The sequence below is a fragment of the Allomuricauda sp. MMSF_3307 genome (assembly GCF_030733585.1).
Classification (GTDB): Bacteria; Bacteroidota; Bacteroidia; order Flavobacteriales; family Flavobacteriaceae; genus Flagellimonas.
The window spans coordinates 599,134-619,044 of record NZ_JASHIQ010000001.1; the positions used below are offsets into that span (position 1 = coordinate 599,134).

Sequence of the window (19,911 nt, forward strand, 5' to 3'; positions counted from 1 at the left end):
TGCGTGCATGGGTTTAAACTAAGGTTTAACAAATTTTTTCTTTTCAATTAGTAAGGATCGGGTAATTTGGTAATAATTACAATTGATTTTGAGCACGTACGACACCATTTTGGAGAAGCTGGAACGCTTTATCAACCGCTTTTATGTAAAGCAATTGGTAAAGGGAGCTTTCCTGTTTTTGACTTTAGGTACTATTTTCTGGATAGTCATTACCTATTTTGAATATGTACTTTGGATGAACGAGTCGTGGCGATTGACGATGTTTATCCTGTTTGTGGTTGTAGAATTGTTTCTGCTGTACAGGTATATCCTTATTCCGTTGCTTTTTCTTTTCAAGGTTTGGAAGGGGATTGACCACAAGTTTGCCTCCCGAATGATTGGGAAACATTTCCCCAACGTAGATGATAGACTACTTAATTTGTTGGAGCTTTCGGAAAATCCAAGAAAGTCTGATTTGCTTATGGCTAGTATAGAGCAGAGGGCAACGGATTTAAAAAACGTGTCCTTTGTGGATGCTGTGAATGTTCGGGAGAGTCTGAAATATGCGAGGTACATTCTGATTCCAGTGGGTATTTTAGCTGTTATTTGGGTGACCGGGGATGTGGTCTCGTTCTTCAATTCCCATAAAAGGGTTCTAAATTACGATGTGGCTTATGAACGTCCTGCTCCTTTTGTGTTCGAGGTGGTTAACAGCGATTTGGAGGTATTCGACAACGAAGCTTTGACCATTGAAGTGAGAACTATTGGAGAGGTTCGCCCGAACGATGTTCAGATGGTTGTAGGCAACGAACGTTTAGTGATGCAAGAGCGCAATGGGGTTTATGTGTATACGTTTCAACCACCTGTTGGCAACTTTAGTTTTTATTTAACGGCCAATGGATGGGATTCCAGAAGGTATCAAGTAAGCACATTTGAAACACCTACTTTGGTTGATTTTTCCTTGCAATTGGATTATCCTTCTTATTTGAAAAGAAGTTCTGAGGTACTATCTGGGACAGGTAATGCCGAGGTACCGGAGGGTACGCGGATTACATGGAAAATTTCCGGGAGCAATGTTGAGGAGATTGATATGATTACCAAGGACACCTTACAATCCTTTCAACGGGAGGGTTCTGTGTTTAGTTATCAAATGCGACTATTTGATGAAGTAGAGTATGAGTTAACCACATCCAATAAAAAGGTACGTGACTTTGAAAGGCTTGCGTATCGCCTGGGTGTGATTAGTGATCAAAAGGCGACTGTGCAGGTGAACCAAATAACGGACTCACTCAATCCGAATGAGGCTTATTTTGCCGGACAAGCAGCCGACGATTATGGTTTAAGGGAGATTAGGGCCGTGGTTTATCCATCTGACGATAAACAAAGTGTGCAACGTCTTGTTTTGGATTCGCCAAAAGGCAATGTCACTCAGTTTTATTATACGTTCCCGTCCGGTTTAGCGATTGAAGCGGGTAAAAGCTATAAGATTTACTTTGAAGTGGTTGATAATGATGGTATTAGGGGCGGAAAGGTAACCCAAAGCGAGGTATATGACGCTGTTCTTTATGATGATAATCAACTGAATAACAAGGAGTTGGAGTTTCAGAATACGACATTGAACAAACTAGGGGAATCCTTGAAGAACATGCAAGAACAGGAAGAGAAGCTTTCCGAAATCAATCAGCTGCAGAAGGAAGAGAAGGCCTTGAATTTTGAGGAGAAAAGTCAGATTAAAAATTTCCTGCAACAACAGCAAATGCAAGAGCAGTTAATGGAAAAGTTTAGCCAGGATTTAAATAAGAGCATTAACAAGAATGAGGAAGATTCCGAAATGAAGCGGATGATACAAGAGCGGTTGGAGCGACAAGAAGCAGAGGCTCGCAAAAATGCCAAACTGTTGGAAGAGTTGGAAAAGATTGCGGAGAAAATTGATAAGGAGGAGCTACAACAACGCCTTGAGGAGTTGGGTAAGAATCAAGGTAAAAATAGACGCAACCTAGAGCAGATTTTAGAGTTGACGAAGCGTTACTACGTTACTGAAAAGGCATCACAAATAGCGAAGGAGCTGGAAGAATTGGCGCGGAAGCAAGAGACCTTATCAGAGTTAAAGTTGGGAGAGGATTTTAGTGACAAAGAGCAAAAGAAGCTTAATGAGGAATTTGAAAGTTTGGAAAAAGAGATACGGGATTTGGAGAAAGATAACCAAGAGTTAAAGAAACCCATCGAACTTGATACGGATGAAACGATGACCGGAGCCATAAAGCAAGACCAGCAAGATGCCCTTGAGGAAATAAATAAGCATCAGGGAATGGAAGAGTCTTCACAAGCCAAGGAAAAGGAGGATGCTGGCAATAATGCCACCAAAAAGCAAAAGTCTGCAGCGCAGAAGATGCGTGAAATGAGCGAATCATTAAAGTCAGGTGCTTCAGGAGGAGGTCAGTCCGATGCCGAAGATGCTGAAATGCTCCGGCAAATACTGGACAATTTGGTCACATTTTCTTTTAAGCAGGAAAACCTTTTTGATAATATCCAAAGTGCGGATGTAGATATTTCCCAGTTCTCAAAAACCGTCAAGGGCCAGCAGGATCTTCGTAGATTGTTTGAGCATGTAGATGATAGTTTATTTGCACTTTCACTCCGTAGGGCCGAATTGTCTGAGTTTGTGAATGAGCAAATCACCGAGGTGTATTATAACATAGATAAGTCCTTGGAAAGTATTGCCGATAATCAAATTTATCAAGGTGCCTCATATCAACAATATGTGATCAATGCTACAAACGCTTTGGCAGATTTCTTGGCAAATGTTTTGGATAATATGCAGCAGAACATGAGTCCTGGCCAAGGCAGCGGAGAAGGGCAGGATTTTCAGTTACCGGATATCATCAAAGGTCAACAAGGGATACAAGAGAAGATGAATGGACCAGGAAAGCAGGGTCAGCAATCGGAAGGTGAGGGGGAGCAAGACGGAAAGAATGAAGGAGGCAACAAGCAGGGCGAAGAGGGAAATACAGGTGAAGGTGAGAATGGCCAAAAAGGACAAAATGGAAAGGCGGGAAAACAAAAAGGGACATCTCAATCAAACGGGAATGGTTTAGGAGAAATGGACTTAAATGAAGTATATGAAATCTACAAAGAGCAACAGTTTTTGAGACAGAATTTGGAAAGTCAGCTGGAGAACATGATTAACGAATCTGACCGGAATTTGGCCAAGAAATTGATGCAACAGATGGAAGACTTTGAAAATGACCTTCTGGAAAATGGGATTACAAATAGGACGCGTAATAAGGCAGACAATATTCAGCACCAGTTGATGAAATTGGAAAACGCGTCAATGGAACAAGGTCAAAAAAAGGAAAGGGAGAGTAAGAGTAATCTAAAACAATACTCCAATCCGATTACCACGAAGCCGGAGTTGCTGGAAAGGTATCAGAACGATGTTGAAATATTAAATAGACAAGCCTTACCTTTGCGCAAAAATTACGAGCGTAAAGTAAAGGTGTATTTCGACAATGATAGAGTTCCATTTCAAAAGTGATTTTTTGATAAACAATATATCCGATTACTCCGATTGGGTAAATAGGGTAGTGGATTCCGAGGGTTATATTTTGGGCCATGTGGATTATATTTTCTGCACGGATGAATACTTATTGGGACTCAACGTGCAATATTTAAATCACGATACGCTTACCGATATTATCACCTTCGATTATACGGATGGCAACCGGATAGCCGCTGACATCTTTATTTCTACAGAGCGGGTCAAAGAAAATGCTGAGGTATTCGGGGTTGATTTCGAAACGGAACTTAAACGCGTGATGAGCCACGGGATTTTACACCTTGCTGGATACGGCGACAAGAACGACGCCGAAAAGGAAGTCATGCGAAACAAAGAAGAAGAAAAGATTAAAATGTTCCACGTGGAACCATAGATATGTTTGAAAAGGAATATGATGTTATTGTTGTAGGTGGAGGTCATGCAGGAGCAGAGGCAACAGCAGCTGCCGCAAACATGGGCTCTCGTACCTTATTGGTCACCATGAACCTGCAAACCATTGGGCAGATGTCGTGCAACCCTGCTATGGGAGGGATTGCTAAGGGGCAAATTGTCCGGGAGATAGATGCTCTTGGCGGTTATAGCGGCATTATTACCGACAAGTCTGCAATCCAATTTAAAATGCTGAATAAATCTAAAGGTCCTGCGATGTGGAGCCCGCGAGCGCAGAACGATAGAATGCGTTTTGCCGAGGAGTGGCGCATGGCTTTGGAGAATACCCCAAATGCCGATTTTTATCAGGAGATGGTGAATGGATTGTTGATAGAGGGGGATAAGGTCGTAGGAGTTAGAACAAGCCTTGGCTTGGAAATTAGAGCCAAAGCCGTCGTGCTTACTAACGGGACATTCTTGAATGGCCTGATCCATATTGGAGAAAAGCAGCTGGGCGGTGGAAGGGCCGGTGAAAAAGCCGCCACAGGGATTACAGAACAGTTAGTTGAGCTGGGTTTTGATAGTGGGCGAATGAAAACTGGAACACCACCAAGGGTGGATGGAAGGTCTTTGGATTATTCCAAGATGATTCCCCAACCAGGCGATGACCAACCTGAGAAATTTTCTTATTTGGATACCCCCATTTTGCAAACGCAGCGCGATTGCCATATGACGCATACCAGTAAATTGGTTCACGATTTGCTCAGGGACGGTTTCGAAAGATCACCTATGTTCAATGGCAGAATTAAGAGTATAGGGCCGCGATATTGTCCGTCCATTGAGGACAAGATTAACCGTTTTGCAGATAAGGATTCCCATCAAATATTTGTCGAACCAGAGGGTTGGAATACGGTGGAAGTTTACGTCAACGGATTCTCCACATCCCTTCCTGAAGATGTTCAATATCGAGCTTTGAAGTCGGTGAAGGGATTTGAGCAGGTTAAGTTTTTTAGGCCCGGATACGCTATTGAATACGATTATTTTCCTCCTACACAGTTAAAGCATACGCTGGAAACAAAATTGGTCCAGAACCTATATTTTGCAGGACAGATTAATGGGACCACTGGATATGAGGAAGCAGCTTCCCAAGGTTTGATGGCCGGAATAAACGCCCATTTGAAAATCAACGAAAAGGAGCCGTTCATCCTTAAACGAGATGAAGCTTATATCGGTGTGTTGGTTGATGATTTGATTACCAAGGGCACGGAAGAGCCATATCGTATGTTTACATCAAGGGCAGAGTATCGGACCTTACTTCGACAGGATAATGCCGATTTGAGACTTACCCCAAGAGGTTATGAAATTGGTTTGGCCAAAGAGGAACGTTTGCGAAGGATGGAGGAGAAGATGAGCAAGTCGGACAATTTTATTGACTTCTTTAAAAAGACAAGCTTCACCACGGAGGAAATAAACCCCATTTTGGAGTCCTTAAATTCGGCACAAGTAAAGCAATCTGATAAGTTGTTCAAAGTGTTTTCTAGACCAAAGGTTACTATGAAACATATGCTAGAATTGGAGTCGGTTTCAGAATTTGTGAAGGAGCACCAATTGGATGCAGAGGTATTGGAGCAAGCCGAAATACAAGTGAAATATTCAGGGTATATCGAGAAGGAAAAAACAAATGCCGATAAGTTACAGCGGTTGGAGAATGTCCGTATCCCGGACAATTTTGATTACTCTAAGTTGAAATCGCTATCCTATGAAGCAAGGGAGAAGCTGCAGTCCATTCAGCCCGTTACCATCTCACAAGCCTCGAGGATAAGCGGTGTTTCTCCTGCAGATATTAGTGTGTTGTTGGTGTATTTGGGCAGGTAGATGCCTGAACTGTTCCACGTGGAACATAAAATTTTGGGTTCTGATTCATCTAGAACGGCTCGATTTTTGATTCGCTATATCAAACACTAAGCCAGATGAAACGAATACTCTTAATCCTTATGTGTGCGTTGTTGTGCCAGTCTTGTATCCCTTTGCGCATTGCTCCAAACATTAAAGATTATAAAATTGCAAAAGGGAAACGCTTCAAAAAGGGCCTTCCCAAAAAGAATGTTTTCGTTTTTGAAGACCCAAAGGAGGCTGACGAGTTTTACCACTACGTAAACACAAAATTTCAATTGAATGATTACTACGTAGACGTTCAGGTTCCTTTTTTGATTGAGGATACAACCTATTATTTTTCCTTTTACGAAGTAGAGATTCCAACAAAGACTATCAACCTTATTCCTTTGGCTTTGGATGTTGCCCTGAACAAGGCTGCCGACATGGAACCCGTTTTTGATGATATCCATACCTCTAGAACAGGTAATTGGTATATTGCAATAGAAGTCTTTACTGATACAGAAAAGGACTGTTTGTCTGAAGAGTCGGTTTCGCAGCAAAAGGTTTTGTCCTATCTTCGGAACCTGAAAAAAGAATATTTGGCTACCGATAACTACAATGAACTTGTTTTTAAGAACTAAGGATTATGCTGTTTCTGGAGAGCAGTTTGAATTGCACCGGGATGAAAGTTTGGATATGCTCATAACCCAGCCCCAACCAGAAAAACTATCAAAGTACTACGATAGTGAGGATTATATTTCTCATACAGATGCCAAAACATCGTTCACAGAACGGTTATATCACTGGATTAAAGCTGTCAACCTTAAAAACAAGATTCAAGTAGTTGAAAATCAGACAGATAAACCTATAACTTTGTTGGATGTAGGTGCTGGAACAGGAGATTTTCTCATAACCGCTCAAAATGCTGGCTTCAAGGTCACTGGAGTTGAGCCCAACGAAAAAGCAAGAGGCTTGGCAAAGGAAAAGGGCATGGAACTATGGCCTACTTTGGATAAACTTGCTGTCCAGAAGTTTCAGGCCATTACCTTATGGCACGTTTTGGAGCACTTGCCGAATTTACAGGAGCAGGTTTCCAACTTGGTTGAACTTTTAGAAGATGATGGAGTTTTGGTGATTGCCGTTCCCAATTTTAAATCTTGGGATGCCCAGCACTATAAATCCTTCTGGGCTGCGTATGATGTTCCCAGACACCTTTGGCACTTTTCAAAAACAGCGATTTCTAAACTTTTTGCCCCCCATGGTCTGCAAGTAGTCCAGACCAAACCGATGTGGTTCGATGCATTTTATGTCTCTCTGCTTTCCGAAAAATACAAAGGAAACAGATGCTACTTCATCACAGCTTTTTTCATCGGATTATGGTCCAACCTTAAAGCTGTTTTTACCAAGGAGCCCTCGTCCTTGATTTATATTCTCAAAAAGGGGAAATAAGTTGTTTTAAGGCCCTCTGCGCTGCGAACTACACCTTTTAAAGGCAATCGTATTGGCACAAAAAGATGCCGCGAGAAAAGCGGATTTTATGCCGTCTTAAAAATAATCAGAATCAATTATTTTAACTTTTAAGGATAGATTTTGTTTATTTATATTTTTTGAGGTCAATTAACATCACATAAAGTTAATGATCGCCTTTCCGAAAGCTTTCCTATTTTTGCGCATCGATAAAAAGTAAATAATGAAAAAATTAGTAGTGCTAGCGATTGCCGTGACGGCCATGGCATGTCAGCAAAACAAAATCGGCTATGTGGACAGTGTAAAGATCATGGACGACTATCAAGAGAAAATAGATGTAGAAGCGAGGTTTAAGACCAAAGCCGATGCCATGGGCAGAAAAAGGGACAGTATTTCCCAAGCCTTTCAAATGGAACTGCAGCAGTTCCAGAGCAAAGCTCAGAGCATGTCACAGCAAAGTGCACAGGAAGAATATGCCCAATTACAACAACGTGGCCAACAAATTGGTCAGCGTCTTCAACAAGAAGAGCAACAATTACAGCAGAATAGCCAGACTCAAATGGATAGTTTGGTGAAAAAGGTGAAAAAAGAAATCCGCGCTTATGGAAAAGCAAACGGATATACCTACATCCTTGGTGGAGGTGAAGGAGGTTCTGTAATCTATGGTGACGATGCCAATGATGTGACGAACGATATATTGAAGATATTGAACGATAAGTACGAAAACTAGTACTGTATCCATTCAAATAAAAGAGGCCCTCTAAAAAGCTTTATTATTGGAACGTTGTCAGGTTGAGCGCAGTCGAAACCCATTGACGTCCAACGTGTCTTAAGTTCTGGACTGCCTGTCTGCCGCAGGCAGGCGCTCGAAATGATGTACAAATTGCTTTTTAGAGGGCCTCTTTTTTGTTTAAGGAGTTGTCAGGATAAGACAGGCCTTATTTCATGTTATTGAAAATCAATTTCTGGAAGTAGCTATGATTTAATTTCGATATTCAATTGTCTACCTTCCTCTTCCGCTTTTTTGTCCATTCGGGCACCCATTGCCAGCCCGATGAACATGCCCACCGGCAGTCCGAGACCTAATAATCCCATATTGCCCAAGCTAAGACCGAGCGCCGTTCCCATTGGGAGCCCAAAAACGGTCATGCCCAAAACAAACCATGTTTTTCGGTAATAATTAATGGGCACTATTTTCAGTTTTTCCGCTAAAAGACCAACAATCTTCGACTGAGTCTTTTGGATTTCAGACTTTAATGCCTTGTCGGTATCCGAGACTTGGTTCAATGTCTCAATGCGATTATTGATGACCGTTAGCAAATCACTTGGCAATTTCCTTTTCCGTATCTCCAAGATGAGATGCTGGAATTGGCCGTAATATCTTTGTGTTTTTTCGGGAAGCTGTGTTCTTTGTTTAGGTGCAGCAATCATGATTGAAAAGCTTTTGTCATTGCATCAAATACACCAAGAAAACGGTGGGGATAAGGTAAACCACTATGGTTTTGGCTCCCTCATAATCCATAGCAACTCGCTGCCCCAACAACAACATCAACAACGTAACTGCGGAGGATATGGCACCGTAAAAGCCCAAGGCACTTTCGCCATCAATGGCAAATTGAAAAATCCCGACCCCGCAAAGAATCCCGGATAACATCTCCATCACCAAGATTATGGCGAGTAGCAGAGGAACCGAGCCCTTAAAAAGGGATTTGGAAAAATGCCCTGTAAGCCAGCTTAGGTTACCTTTCCAATGGAGCAGCTTATCAATCCCGCTCTGCAAAAAAACAATGGTCAAAAAAATCAGCAATAGAATTTCCGTGATGTTTGAAACTATATGGTTCATACGCTGTTTGGTTTAAGCGGCCTTGGCGTGCAATAGCCGTGTCAGTTTAATGGACAAGTCTGTGAAAATCAATTTGGAATTACCATTGCGTTCCACGTGGAAAATGGCTTCCTCCAACTCTTTCACAATATCCAAAATATTGTTTTCATGTACAAAGGGAGCAAACTTGTTCAAATCAAAACCTTCCATATGCACTTTGGTGTAGACCAATTCCTTGGCCTTGTAGTTGAGAAGCAGTGCCTGCCGCATCATGGTGAGGCAATAGTTCAGAAACTTTTTCTGCACTTCACGCCCGGTCTTGGAGACCTCATCGCTCCATAAAATCAGCTCCTGAATGGCACCTTTATTTCCTTTGGCTTTAAAGGCGCTCCGCACCCATTGTACAAACCATCGTTCAAAGACCAGGTCCTCCGAATCCTTGTTGAGCAGGTCCAACGCCTTGTTAAAATTGCCATTGGCTTCCAAGGCAATGGTAAGCGCCTCCGTTTGCGCAACGCCCCTGGCCAAAAGTTCGTCGGTAATCACCTGTTCCGCCAAAGGAGGAAAGTTCAATATCTGACAACGGGAACGGATGGTGTTGATGATCTGTTCCTCATCTTCGGCCAACAGCAGCAACACCGTTTTATTGGGAGGTTCTTCGATCAATTTCAAGAGCTTGTTGGCGGCCGAAACGTTCATCTTTTCGGCCATCCAAACAATGAGCACCTTATAACCGCCTTCGTAGGACTTCAAGGATAATTTTTTGACCATATCCTGTGCTTCGTCCACCCCAATCTGGCCCTGCTTTTTTTCAATACCGATAAGGCGGTACCAATCGAACAAATTGCCATACGGTTGCTCCGAAACAAACATCCGCCACTCTTCCAAATAATGGTCACTTACCGCATGCGACTTAACTTTGTCCGAATTGGAAACGGGAAAAGCAAAATGAAGGTCAGGATGCGTCAGTGAGTTGCATTTGGTATTGCACACCGTGTTTTCGCCTTCGTTTTCCCCTCCAGTGTTTCCACAGAGAAGGTACTGCGCATAGGCAATGGCCATGGGCAACACCCCAGAGCCTTCCGGGCCCACAAATAACTGGGCATGGGCCACCCTTCCGGTTTCCGCCGTGGTCACCAAATGACTTTTGATGTGTTCGAGCCCTAAAATGTGTTTAAAAAGCATGTCTCAAAGATACATTTTTTAACCGCTGAAGTTTCCCATGTGCTCCATTGGGGCACTTCTGGATGTAACATATGGCAACAAAAAGGTTAAAATCACCTTAACTTTTAAATATCGGGTCGCTGCGACTGCGGAAAAAGCAGGAAATCTTTACATTTGAAATTCTCAAAAAAGAACACAAAGATGAAAACGATAGACGATTTTAATTTCGAAGGCAAAAAAGCACTGATCAGGGTTGATTTTAATGTACCGTTGGATGGTGACTTCAAGGTAACCGACACCAGCCGAATCGAAGCAGCCAAGCCAACCATCCTAAAGGTTTTGGAAGATGGCGGTTCTGCCGTACTGATGAGCCATTTAGGCAGGCCAAAGGGCAAGGCCAATCCAGATATGTCCCTTTCCCATATCGTCGATACAGTATCGGACATTATCGGGGTGCAGGTGAAATTTGCCGAAGATTCCGTTGGTGCAAAAGCAGATGATGCCGTGGCCGGTTTAAAGAACGGAGAGGTGCTATTGTTGGAAAATCTTCGTTTTCATTCTGAAGAGGAAGCAGGCGATGAGTCCTTTGCAGAAGCGCTGTCCAAACACGGGGACATTTATGTGAACGATGCCTTTGGAACAGCGCACAGGGCGCACGCCTCTACGACCATCGTTGCCCAGTTTTTCCAAGAAAACAAATGCTTTGGATACTTATTGGCCAAGGAAATCAAGGCCATTGACAAGGTCATGGAAACGGGCGAGAAACCTGTGACTGCTATTTTGGGCGGGGCAAAGGTGTCTTCCAAGATCACCATCATCGAGAATATATTGGATAAGGTTGATAACTTGATCATCGGAGGGGGGATGACCTACACCTTTGTAAAAGCCAAAGGGGGAAAAGTGGGTGATTCCATCTGCGAGGACGATAAAATGGAACTGGCATTGGATATCCTGAAACAGGCCGAAGCAAAAAACGTTAGCGTGTACTTGCCGGTTGACGTGCTCGCCGCCAACGATTTTGACAACAATGCCGAGACCCAGTTTGTTGACGTGGATAAAATTCCCGATGGCTGGCAAGGACTGGATGCAGGACCAAAAACCTTGGAAATCTTTAAACAAGTGATTCTGGCCTCCAAGACCATATTATGGAATGGACCCGTAGGCGTTTTTGAAATGGAAAACTTTGCCAAAGGAACCATTGCCTTGGGCAACTATATTGATGAAGCCACACAGGGCGGAGCATTTTCCCTTGTTGGCGGAGGGGATTCCGTTGCTGCCGTGAAGCAGTTTGGTTTCGAGGATAAAGTAAGCTATGTATCTACAGGAGGAGGAGCCATGTTGGAGAGTTTGGAAGGAAAAACCCTTCCGGGCATCGCTGCAATATTGAGCTAAGTTCCACGTTGTGAGTTATTAGGGGAAAACGTTAAAAGACGGCAAATTTTGGTTGTGCGCTTTAGTATGTCAGAAAAAAAAGCCAATTTAGTTAGCCCCAAAAAATCAAACCGTTTCCAAATGAACCAAAGATTGAAAACAGCTGTATTTGCGGCCATGTTGTCCGTAGCGCCTTATTTGAGTGCGCAACAGGATGGTACGCAAGAGGAGGAGAAGGATTCCATAATGCTCCAAGAAGAGGAAGAAGGGGTTATTGCTGTATCCAACATTAAGATTGATGGGCAGCTCATGGCCTTGGAAACCCACGAAGATGGTAAGTTTAAGCTACGGGATCTGGAAGAGGCTTGGCGATACGACAGCCTTTGGCTGAATGAACTCCATAGCAATGCCGAGCTGTTCAGCGATATGCTTTTGGAGGTTCAAAACGGGCCGGGGCAAGATTCCATTTTTGTGGTGGACCTACCAACCGATACCCTTAAGGCCAGATTGGCCAGAATGAACGAGAAAACACCGTTCAATATCACGTATAATTCTTCTTTGGAAAGCGTTATCAAATCGTTTTTGACCCGCAGAAGGGATTTGATGCAACGGATGATGACGGCCAGCCAATTTTACTTTCCCTTGTTCGAGCAGGAACTGGACAATCAAAACATCCCATTGGAGATTAAATATTTGGCAATTGTTGAATCTGCCCTTAATCCAAAAGCCATGTCCAGAGTGGGAGCAAAGGGATTGTGGCAGTTTATGTACAGCACCGGAAAAATGTACGGTCTGGATGTAAGCAGTTATGTGGATGAGAGGCACGACCCGATTATGGCCACCAAAGCGGCCAGCAAATACCTAAGCCGATTGTATGATATTTTCGGCGATTGGGATTTGGCTTTGGCAGCCTATAATTCCGGACCCGGGAACGTGAACAAAGCCATCCGACGTTCGGGCGGTTACGAGAATTATTGGAACATTAGACCATTTCTTCCACGTGAAACAGCAGGATATCTTCCAGCGTTTTTGGCGACCATGTACATTTTTGAGTATGCCGAAGAGCACGGACTCCAATATAAAAGGGCAGAGCGTCCCTATTTTGAAACGGATACCATCCATGTCAAAAATTTGATCACTTTTGACCAAATCTCCAAATTGGTCGATATCAGCACAGAGGAATTGGAAATGTTGAATCCGGCCTACAAGCTCAACATCATACCAAAAGTGGAAGGGAAGAATTACGCCTTGCGACTCCCCACCTCCAAAATTGGAAAGTTTGTGGCCAACGAGGAGGAAATTTATGCCTTCGTTAAAAAGGAACTGGACTCTTTGGAGAAGCCGTTACCGAGCATGATTACGGCACAGGACCAGATCAGATATCGCGTAAAAAGTGGTGATTATTTGGGCAAAATTGCAGAACGCTACGGGGTTGGAGTCAGCCAGATCAAACGGTGGAACGGTCTTAGAAGCAACAATTTGAGAGTAGGGCAACGCTTGACCATCTTCCCGAGAAAACCTTATGTGGCCGAAACAAGCTCCAAGAGCAGTGCGTCCAAGTCTTCAAACACCGTTGCCAACGGGGCAAAGGTCCATACGGTGCAGTCTGGAGATTCACTTTGGACAATTTCCAAAAAATATCCAGGAGTTACCATAGAAAATTTACGAGAATGGAACGGTATTAGCGGTAATAACCTAAAACCGGGCACAAAACTTAAATTGTGTGATTGTTCTTCGTAAATTTAACACAAGATGAAAAAATTAGGAACACTACTGCTTGCCATCTCATTGGTGGCGTTATCAGCCTGTAAGAACTCAGGCTCCAAAGAAAAATTTTTACCACCCTCTACCGGGGGAATCAACTCGCTGATGGTCATCATGGACACCGAGCTCTGGAGAGGGCCGGTCGGGGAAAAGATACGGGACGAATTTGCGGCACAGATTATCGGGTTGCCCCAAATAGAGCCATTGTTTACGCTCACCCAAGTGCCTCCAAAGGTTTTTAAGGGAACTACCACACATGCGAGATCCATTCTCTATGTGGAGCGGGATTCCACCTCTTTGGCCCATATTAAGGACGACGCCTATGCAAAGCCCCAAAAGGTAGCGGTGGTCACCGGCCCTACCGAAGAGGTCATGATTAGGAATTTGGATTCCCTGGCCGACAGGGCGATAAAGGAGTTCAAATCCAACGAAATTGCCGAGGCCCAGCGAAGGTTTGAGCGTTCCTTGAGCAAAGATGAAGCTTTGGAAGAGGAGTTTGGCATAAAACTAAACGTGCCATCGTTGTATAAGGTGGGCAAAAGAGAAGATAATTTTGTGTGGATGGACATTCAGATTCCTAAGGGAACCATGAATGTAATTGCTTATGAAATGCCTTGGGATTACTTCAGCAACGATTCCACGTTTGTGGACGATATCGTTCGGATGAGGGATTCCATTGGAGAAAAATATATTCCAGGCCCTTATGAAAACACTTTTATGATTACCGAAAAGGCCTTTTCGCCTTATGTGTTTCCTGCGGAGATTGGCGGCAAAAAAGCGGCCGAGGTGAAAGGGGTTTGGGAAATAAGCGGTTATCCGATGGCGGGACCGTTTTTGACCTATATCATCAATGACAAGGAAAATGACAGAAAAATGGTCATCGAAGGGTTTACCTTTGCACCATCCGAAGCCAAAAGGGACTACATGTTCGAACTGGAGGCCATTTTAAAGACCATTGAGTTTTTACCATCAAAAGACACGTCCGATTAGATAACCAGAAATAGGAAAAAACAAAAAGCCCCGAACCATTGGTTCGGGGCTTTTTTGTATGATGGATATGATTTAGTCAAATGCAAAGCCAGTGGCAATTCGATATACGAAGGCATAAAGTACCACAAAGAACATCACGAAACTAAACCAGGCGAATATCTTGAAATATTTCTCCACCAAAAAGTGGCCCAAGTTTCGGAAGCCTTCAATATATATTTCCTTAACGAGTAGTAATTTTTTCATAAGTATGTTTTTTAAGATTTAAGCTGAGACAAAGTTTTGTTTTTAAAGGGTGGATGAAAAAACTAAAGGGCAAAAAGTCGTTTTTGAACGACGAAAACCATACTCTTAAGTCGCTAATCCTTAAAGGAATGGGTTTGATCGACAAACTACATATTGCTACCGATCGACGGAAGGCATGGATGACCGATAAACGACACCTAGGGTGTGAAAGTCAACTGGGAAATAGACGTAAAAGGAATCTCAGGAGCGATTATTCGGAAATCAATATAAATTCCGACCTCCTATTTAAACGGTGTTGTGTGGGAGAGCAGGGAACACCATCGGAACAGGGGTTGAGCAACCTTTCTTCACCATATCCAACGGCACTTATAATTCTGGACGGGTCCACGCCTTGGGATACGATGTATTGTTTGGTAGATTTTGCCCTTCGGTCAGACAAAAGCCTGTTGTAGGCCGCAGGGCCTCTTGCGTCGGTATGGGAAGCTATCTTTAGGGAGAGACCTTCGTTTTCTTTGAGCACTGCAACCAGTTTATCCAGCTCTTCCGCTGAACGCGTAGTAATTTCCGAACTGTCAAATTCAAAATAAACATCGCTTGGCTCAAACATCTCCACAACGGTACTGGGCTCTGTTCGTTTCAATTGGCGCAAGTATTGCGAAACGGAAACACCTTCGTTTTCCTTGGTGCGCACTTGTAAACTATCGTTGATATAGCCCTCTTTTTGGGCCACCACGGTATAATCTGTATTGGAACTTAAGTTTTTAAAACTATAACCGCCCGTGGTATCGGCCATGGTTTCAAAAAGCAGGGCGCCAGTAGCACTAATTAATGCAATATGTGCCCGCTCAAGAGCCTCCTCGGTCTCCGCTTCTGCAACAAAGCCCGTGATGGCATTGAGGTTGGCTTCAAGAACAAAGGAATAAATGTCGTCGTCGCCCTTCCCTCCTTTTCTGTTGGAAGCAAAATATCCTTTCTCGCCCGCAGCATCAATAATATAGGAGAAATCATCCCTACTACTGTTAATGGGTTTGCCCATATTGACCCCAATGCTAAACATATCGTCCACTCCCTCGGACTTATATATGTCCAGCCCTCCAAAGCCCATGGGCCTATTGGAGGAAAAATAAAGGGTGTTTTCGGTGATGTACGGGAACATTTCCTTTGCCGCAGTATTGATGGTCCTACCCAAGTTTTTGGGCTCTGAAAAGCCGCCATCGGGATAGATGTCCACCACATAAATATCCGTTTCGCCAAAACCGCCAGGTCTATCGGAAACGAAATACATTTTAGTGCCATCCGGACTGACGGTGGGGTGACCGGTGGAATAGTCTTCGCTGTTAAACGGTAGCTCTTCGGCCTTGGACCACTCCCCGTTCACCAATCGGGAGCGATAAATCTTTAAGTGATTGATACCATTTTTCCCTCGCTTCAATCTTTTTCCGTAGTTGTTTCGTGTGAAATAAATGGTTTCGTTATCGGGAGAAAAGGCCATTGAAGCCTCATGGTATTTACTGTTGATGCTTTTGGAGAACTTCTTGGGTTGTGTCAGGTCTCCTTCATCATTTTTTCGCTTGGCCTCGTAAATATCCAAAAAAGGTTGGTTGGTCCATTTGTACCGTCGTGTGATAAAAATGGATGAATCTTTGGCAGAGGAGTAAACAATACCGTTGCCGTGGAACATGGGAGAAAAATCCGAATAGGGAGAGTTGATTCCCAAATTCTTGATTTTGACCGTGTAGGCATCCTCCCAATTGGAGTCGTTTTGTTTTTGGAGTTCCTTTAAGGGCTCTTCCCTCTTTTGGCGTAAAATCTTGGTGATTGCCGCCGCTCTTCGGTATTTGCCAGTTCCCTTTAAGGTTTGGGTGTATTTGAAAACAGTTTCGTCGGACACATCATCGGAAAACAATTGATAAAGTTCATTGTACCATTTGTAGGCCTTCTCAAGGTTCCCGGTAAAATAATGGGAGTCACCGGCTTTTGATAGTAGGGATGAGGTGTGTTTTGCGTCCGTTTTTTCAAGTACCATATCATAAATGCGCGCCGACTCGGCATACCACATTTTGTCGTAGTACTCGTTGGCCTTTTCGATAAGTTTATCCGCAACACCACCCTTGCGAAGGTATTTGGCCAGCTTTTTGTCGCTTAAGCCATCAACGTGTTTTACAACATCTGCATTATTGGCGTTAGATTCACTAATGCTGTTTGTATACAAAGGAATAGCTGCATCATTTGAAGACACAGCAAGGTCTTGGGCATATATTCCCAAACAACCGAGAAAGAAAAATAGCAAGGTCAGTTTTTTCATTACCACTCCATCTGCACAAATGAACGGTTAGGTCCATTTGGAGGTTAAGCATTGTGAGGGCTTAACAGTTTAGTTGAACCGCTAAAATAGGATATGGTAAGTGGGGTATTAAGTTTTTGTTGTGAAAGGTTGAATTTGCGTCGTTGAATGCCTAAAAAATGTTGTTGTTGGTCGATGAACCATTAAAAAACAATAGGGTTCAAGGCTTAAATACTAAACTGTTTTAGGACTTGGATTCTTTGCTTTCGCCTTCCAACTTATCGTCTTCCTTGGTAGCGTCCTTGAATTCTTTAATTCCACTTCCCAAGCCTCTCATCAACTCTGGAATCTTTCTGCCTCCAAAAAGCAAAACCACCACGGCAACGATCAATACAATCTGCCAAGGGCCTAACATACCAAGAAATATTGTTTGAGCAATCATATCTACAAAAGCTTTAATTTAGAAATGTAAAAGTACTAAAAAGATGCGGAAGAGTGTGATCGATTAACTAAAATTAGCATTTGGGAATGATTTTTAGGAACTTAAGCAACCTAGCTTTTTAAAAAGCTTAACATCCATATTAAATTGTAAGACTATCTTTGTTGATTATGGCAAAGGACAAAAAGAAAAGAAAAGAGATCAGGCGTAAGCTGCTGCACAAGTACCGCTTGGTGATCTTGAATGAAAGCACCTTTGAGGAAAAGATATCCTTTAAGCTGAACCGGTTGAACGTTTTTGTGACCGGCACCCTTTTCATTATTGTACTGATTGGAGTCACCACATTGATCATTGCCTTTACGCCATTACGGGAATACATTCCAGGTTACTCATCCACCAAATTGAAGCGACAGGCCACGGAACTTACCTATAAAACGGACTCTTTGGTCACCGTGCTCAATTATACCAACAGGTATTTGGACAATGTTCGGAAAGTATTACGAGGGGATATCGAAAACAATCAGACTAACCGAGACTCCCTTTTTGAACAATATAAGTTAGATCCTGCATCGGTAGATCTCACCCCAATACGGGAAGATCTGCTCTTACGGGAAGAGGTGGAGCTGGAAGACAAATACAATCTTTTTGAGCGTGACATCGAGAACTTGGGTACTCTTTTCTTTTCGCCGGTCAACGGCACCCTGTCCCAAGGGTTTGATCAAAAGACAAAGCATTATGCGGTAGATTTGGTGGCGCCCAGGGACACCCCTGTCAAGGCAATTGCCGATGGTACTGTATTGTTTGCAGAGTGGACCACCGAAACAGGATATGTCATTATTATTGAGCACCAAGAAGGAATCACCTCGGTTTACAAACACAATGGCTCTTTGAGCAAGTCCCAAGGAGATTTGGTAAGAGCTGGGGAAGTGATCGCATCCATCGGAAATACGGGGGAACTCACCACAGGCCCACATCTTCACTTTGAACTCTGGAGAAAAGGGAAACCGGTAGACCCACAGAACTATATTGATTTTAACTGATGTCCCTAAAAGCATTTGCAGCCAAAATATTTGCCAACCGGATAGCGAAAAAGACGAACAAGTGGGTAAACCGCCCGGTGCACACCCAGCAGAAAGTCTTTAACGAATTGGTAGCAAAGGGAAAACAAACCCTTTTTGGCAAGGACCATCACTTTGAGACCATCAATTCACATCAGGACTTTGTGGAACGCGTCCCGATTAGGGATTACGAAGACCTGAAAGGGTATGTTCAACAGATCATAGATGGCAAGACAGATGTGCTTTGGCCGGGCAAACCCATTTATTTTGCCAAAACATCTGGCACCACCTCCGGAGCCAAATACATTCCCATCACCAAACCGTCCATTAAGAATCAAGTGGAAGCCTCAAGGAATGCGATCTTGAATTATATCCATGAAACAGGGAATGCCGATTTTGTGGATGGGAGGATGATTTTTTTACAGGGAAGTCCGGAGTTGGGGGAAAAGAACGGCATCAAATTGGGGCGCCTTTCGGGCATCTCGGCCCATTATGTACCCAACTACCTTCAAAAAAACCGATTGCCCAGCTGGGAAACCAATTGTATCGAAGATTGGGAGACCAAAGTGGAAAAAATTGTTGAGGAGACTCAAAACGAGAATATGACCGTAATCGCAGGCATTCCCTCTTGGGTACAGATGTATTTTGAAAAGCTGAACTCCAAGACGGGAAAAAAAGTAGGGGAGCTTTTTAAGGAATTCCAACTTTTTATTTATGGCGGGGTGAATTACGAGCCTTACCGGGCCAAGTTTGAAAACTTGATTGGAAGAAAAGTAGACAGTATCGAACTCTTTCCCGCAAGCGAAGGATTTTTTGCCTATCAAAATTCACAAAAGGAAAAAGGGATGCTCTTGTTGCTCGATGCTGGTATTTTTTATGAGTTTGTAAGAGCCGACGAATTTTTTGATGAACAGCCCAAGAGACTGACCATTGCGGATGTGAAATTGGATGTGGATTATGCCATGGTGATTTCTACCAATGCAGGGCTATGGGCCTACAACCTTGGTGATACCGTTCGGTTTATTTCAAAAGACCCCTATAAAATTGTGGTTTCTGGACGTATCAAACACTTTATCTCCGCCTTCGGGGAGCACGTAATCGCCAAGGAAGTGGAAGAAGCCTTACGATTGGCCGTGGAGCAGACCGATGCCCTTGTGAATGAATTTACCGTTGCCCCACAAACCGACCCCGAGGAAGGAGAGCTGCCCTATCACGAATGGTTTATCGAATTTGAGCGGGAGCCATCTGACCAAGAAAAGTTTGCTTCCATTATCGAAGAAAGCATGAAACAGCAGAACAGTTATTATTTTGATTTGATTGATGGCCATATTCTTCAACCCTTGAAAATAAGAAGCATCAGCACCAACGGCTTTCAAGATTATATGAAATCCATTGGAAAGCTTGGAGGTCAGAATAAGGTACAGCGCCTTGCGAACGACCGAAAAGTGGCCGATGGACTTCAGCCATTTAAAATTAGTTGAGTTATAAGGGCTTATCTTTCATAGGAATTCACTTATTTTTGCCAGAAGT

General features: G+C 43.3%; 17 protein-coding genes. 11 read left to right on the forward strand and 6 right to left on the reverse strand.

What is annotated here, in order from left to right; all coding sequences use genetic code 11:
* Positions 1-88 precede the first annotated feature (88 nt).
* From RBB12_RS02570 to RBB12_RS02595, 6 genes are all read left to right on the forward strand, one after another.
* Positions 89-3,514: a DUF4175 family protein gene (locus RBB12_RS02570; protein WP_306012676.1), complete on the forward strand. Its 3,426-nt coding sequence runs from the start codon at positions 89-91 to the stop codon at positions 3,512-3,514.
* Positions 3,489-3,908, forward strand: coding sequence for an rRNA maturation RNase YbeY (gene ybeY, locus RBB12_RS02575; protein WP_306012677.1), 420 nt, complete (start codon positions 3,489-3,491; stop codon positions 3,906-3,908). Before RBB12_RS02570 ends, ybeY begins: the two co-directional genes overlap by 26 nt.
* Before the next feature lie 2 nt (positions 3,909-3,910).
* Positions 3,911-5,779: a tRNA uridine-5-carboxymethylaminomethyl(34) synthesis enzyme MnmG gene (gene mnmG / locus RBB12_RS02580; RefSeq protein WP_306012678.1), complete on the forward strand. Its 1,869-nt coding sequence runs from the start codon at positions 3,911-3,913 to the stop codon at positions 5,777-5,779.
* A 95-nt stretch (positions 5,780-5,874) separates the two neighbouring features.
* Positions 5,875-6,420, forward strand: a complete 546-nt coding sequence (locus tag RBB12_RS02585) for a hypothetical protein (RefSeq protein WP_306012679.1) — start codon at positions 5,875-5,877, stop codon at positions 6,418-6,420.
* Positions 6,398-7,228 (forward strand): class I SAM-dependent methyltransferase, encoded by an 831-nt coding sequence (locus tag RBB12_RS02590; protein ID WP_306012680.1) that lies wholly within the window; start codon positions 6,398-6,400, stop codon positions 7,226-7,228. Before RBB12_RS02585 ends, RBB12_RS02590 begins: the two co-directional genes overlap by 23 nt.
* 241 nt (positions 7,229-7,469) lie before the next feature.
* Positions 7,470-7,976 carry an OmpH family outer membrane protein gene (locus RBB12_RS02595; protein ID WP_306012681.1) on the forward strand — a complete coding sequence of 169 codons (507 nt, stop codon included), beginning with the start codon at positions 7,470-7,472 and terminating at the stop codon, positions 7,974-7,976.
* Between the two features lie 245 nt (positions 7,977-8,221).
* Here RBB12_RS02595 and RBB12_RS02600 read toward each other — a convergent pair whose 3' ends face one another.
* The 3 genes from RBB12_RS02600 to RBB12_RS02610 are packed head-to-tail and all read right to left on the reverse strand — an operon-like array spanning position 8,222 to position 10,253.
* The gene (locus tag RBB12_RS02600; RefSeq protein ID WP_306012682.1) at positions 8,222-8,677 is read right to left on the reverse strand and encodes a hypothetical protein; all 456 of its coding nucleotides are present in this window, start codon (positions 8,675-8,677) and stop codon (positions 8,222-8,224) included.
* A 16-nt stretch (positions 8,678-8,693) separates the two neighbouring features.
* On the reverse strand, positions 8,694-9,089 hold the full coding sequence (locus RBB12_RS02605) for a DoxX family protein (protein ID WP_306012683.1): 396 nt from the start codon (positions 9,087-9,089) through the stop codon (positions 8,694-8,696).
* A 12-nt stretch (positions 9,090-9,101) separates the two neighbouring features.
* Positions 9,102-10,253 carry an ATP-binding protein gene (locus tag RBB12_RS02610; RefSeq protein ID WP_293281245.1) on the reverse strand — a complete coding sequence of 384 codons (1,152 nt, stop codon included), beginning with the start codon at positions 10,251-10,253 and terminating at the stop codon, positions 9,102-9,104.
* A gap of 180 nt (positions 10,254-10,433) precedes the next feature.
* Here RBB12_RS02610 and RBB12_RS02615 point away from each other — a divergent pair, with 180 nt between their 5' ends.
* The 3 genes from RBB12_RS02615 to RBB12_RS02625 all read left to right on the forward strand — a co-directional run bounded on the left by RBB12_RS02615 (position 10,434) and on the right by RBB12_RS02625 (position 14,357).
* Entirely contained in the window at positions 10,434-11,624 is a 1,191-nt protein-coding gene (locus RBB12_RS02615; RefSeq protein WP_306012684.1) for a phosphoglycerate kinase, read from the forward strand.
* 120 nt (positions 11,625-11,744) lie between these two features.
* Positions 11,745-13,343 carry a lytic transglycosylase domain-containing protein gene (locus tag RBB12_RS02620; protein WP_306012685.1) on the forward strand — a complete coding sequence of 533 codons (1,599 nt, stop codon included), beginning with the start codon at positions 11,745-11,747 and terminating at the stop codon, positions 13,341-13,343.
* A 12-nt stretch (positions 13,344-13,355) separates the two neighbouring features.
* Positions 13,356-14,357 (forward strand): DUF4837 family protein, encoded by a 1,002-nt coding sequence (locus tag RBB12_RS02625; protein WP_306012686.1) that lies wholly within the window; start codon positions 13,356-13,358, stop codon positions 14,355-14,357.
* Positions 14,358-14,429: 72 nt separating this feature from the next.
* Here the strand turns inward: RBB12_RS02625 and RBB12_RS02630 are convergent, their stop codons facing one another.
* The 3 genes from RBB12_RS02630 to tatA form a co-directional block, all read right to left on the reverse strand.
* Positions 14,430-14,600 carry a DUF6747 family protein gene (locus tag RBB12_RS02630; RefSeq protein WP_164732874.1) on the reverse strand — a complete coding sequence of 57 codons (171 nt, stop codon included), beginning with the start codon at positions 14,598-14,600 and terminating at the stop codon, positions 14,430-14,432.
* 250 nt (positions 14,601-14,850) lie between these two features.
* Positions 14,851-16,905 (reverse strand): OmpA family protein, encoded by a 2,055-nt coding sequence (locus RBB12_RS02635; RefSeq protein WP_306012687.1) that lies wholly within the window; start codon positions 16,903-16,905, stop codon positions 14,851-14,853.
* Between the two features lie 223 nt (positions 16,906-17,128).
* Positions 17,129-17,326, reverse strand: a complete 198-nt coding sequence (gene tatA / locus RBB12_RS02640; RefSeq protein ID WP_179383246.1) for a twin-arginine translocase TatA/TatE family subunit — start codon at positions 17,324-17,326, stop codon at positions 17,129-17,131.
* 167 nt (positions 17,327-17,493) lie between these two features.
* Between tatA and RBB12_RS02645 the strand changes: the two genes are divergently transcribed.
* The gene (locus RBB12_RS02645) at positions 17,494-18,363 is read left to right on the forward strand and encodes a M23 family metallopeptidase (RefSeq protein WP_179383247.1); all 870 of its coding nucleotides are present in this window, start codon (positions 17,494-17,496) and stop codon (positions 18,361-18,363) included.
* Positions 18,363-19,862, forward strand: a complete 1,500-nt coding sequence (locus RBB12_RS02650; RefSeq protein ID WP_306012688.1) for a GH3 auxin-responsive promoter family protein — start codon at positions 18,363-18,365, stop codon at positions 19,860-19,862. Before RBB12_RS02645 ends, RBB12_RS02650 begins: the two co-directional genes overlap by 1 nt.
* Positions 19,863-19,911: the final 49 nt, after the last annotated feature.

Excerpts from the sequence above, each read along its gene's own strand:
- RBB12_RS02630 (WP_164732874.1), bottom strand. The coding sequence starts at position 14,600 with ATGAAAAAATTACTACTCGTTAAGGAAATATATATTGAAGGCTTCCGA.
- RBB12_RS02620 (WP_306012685.1), top strand. The coding sequence starts at position 11,745 with ATGAACCAAAGATTGAAAACAGCTGTATTTGCGGCCATGTTGTCCGTA.
- RBB12_RS02635 (WP_306012687.1), bottom strand. The coding sequence starts at position 16,905 with ATGAAAAAACTGACCTTGCTATTTTTCTTTCTCGGTTGTTTGGGAATA.
- RBB12_RS02610 (WP_293281245.1), bottom strand. The coding sequence starts at position 10,253 with ATGCTTTTTAAACACATTTTAGGGCTCGAACACATCAAAAGTCATTTG.
- RBB12_RS02590 (WP_306012680.1), top strand. The coding sequence starts at position 6,398 with ATGAACTTGTTTTTAAGAACTAAGGATTATGCTGTTTCTGGAGAGCAG.
- RBB12_RS02645 (WP_179383247.1), top strand. The coding sequence starts at position 17,494 with ATGGCAAAGGACAAAAAGAAAAGAAAAGAGATCAGGCGTAAGCTGCTG.
- RBB12_RS02600 (WP_306012682.1), bottom strand. The coding sequence starts at position 8,677 with ATGATTGCTGCACCTAAACAAAGAACACAGCTTCCCGAAAAAACACAA.
- RBB12_RS02615 (WP_306012684.1), top strand. The coding sequence starts at position 10,434 with ATGAAAACGATAGACGATTTTAATTTCGAAGGCAAAAAAGCACTGATC.
- RBB12_RS02595 (WP_306012681.1), top strand. The coding sequence starts at position 7,470 with ATGAAAAAATTAGTAGTGCTAGCGATTGCCGTGACGGCCATGGCATGT.
- RBB12_RS02585 (WP_306012679.1), top strand. The coding sequence starts at position 5,875 with ATGAAACGAATACTCTTAATCCTTATGTGTGCGTTGTTGTGCCAGTCT.
- RBB12_RS02650 (WP_306012688.1), top strand. The coding sequence starts at position 18,363 with ATGTCCCTAAAAGCATTTGCAGCCAAAATATTTGCCAACCGGATAGCG.
- tatA (WP_179383246.1), bottom strand. The coding sequence starts at position 17,326 with ATGATTGCTCAAACAATATTTCTTGGTATGTTAGGCCCTTGGCAGATT.
- RBB12_RS02605 (WP_306012683.1), bottom strand. The coding sequence starts at position 9,089 with ATGAACCATATAGTTTCAAACATCACGGAAATTCTATTGCTGATTTTT.
- RBB12_RS02625 (WP_306012686.1), top strand. The coding sequence starts at position 13,356 with ATGAAAAAATTAGGAACACTACTGCTTGCCATCTCATTGGTGGCGTTA.
- ybeY (WP_306012677.1), top strand. The coding sequence starts at position 3,489 with ATGATAGAGTTCCATTTCAAAAGTGATTTTTTGATAAACAATATATCC.
- mnmG (WP_306012678.1), top strand. The coding sequence starts at position 3,911 with ATGTTTGAAAAGGAATATGATGTTATTGTTGTAGGTGGAGGTCATGCA.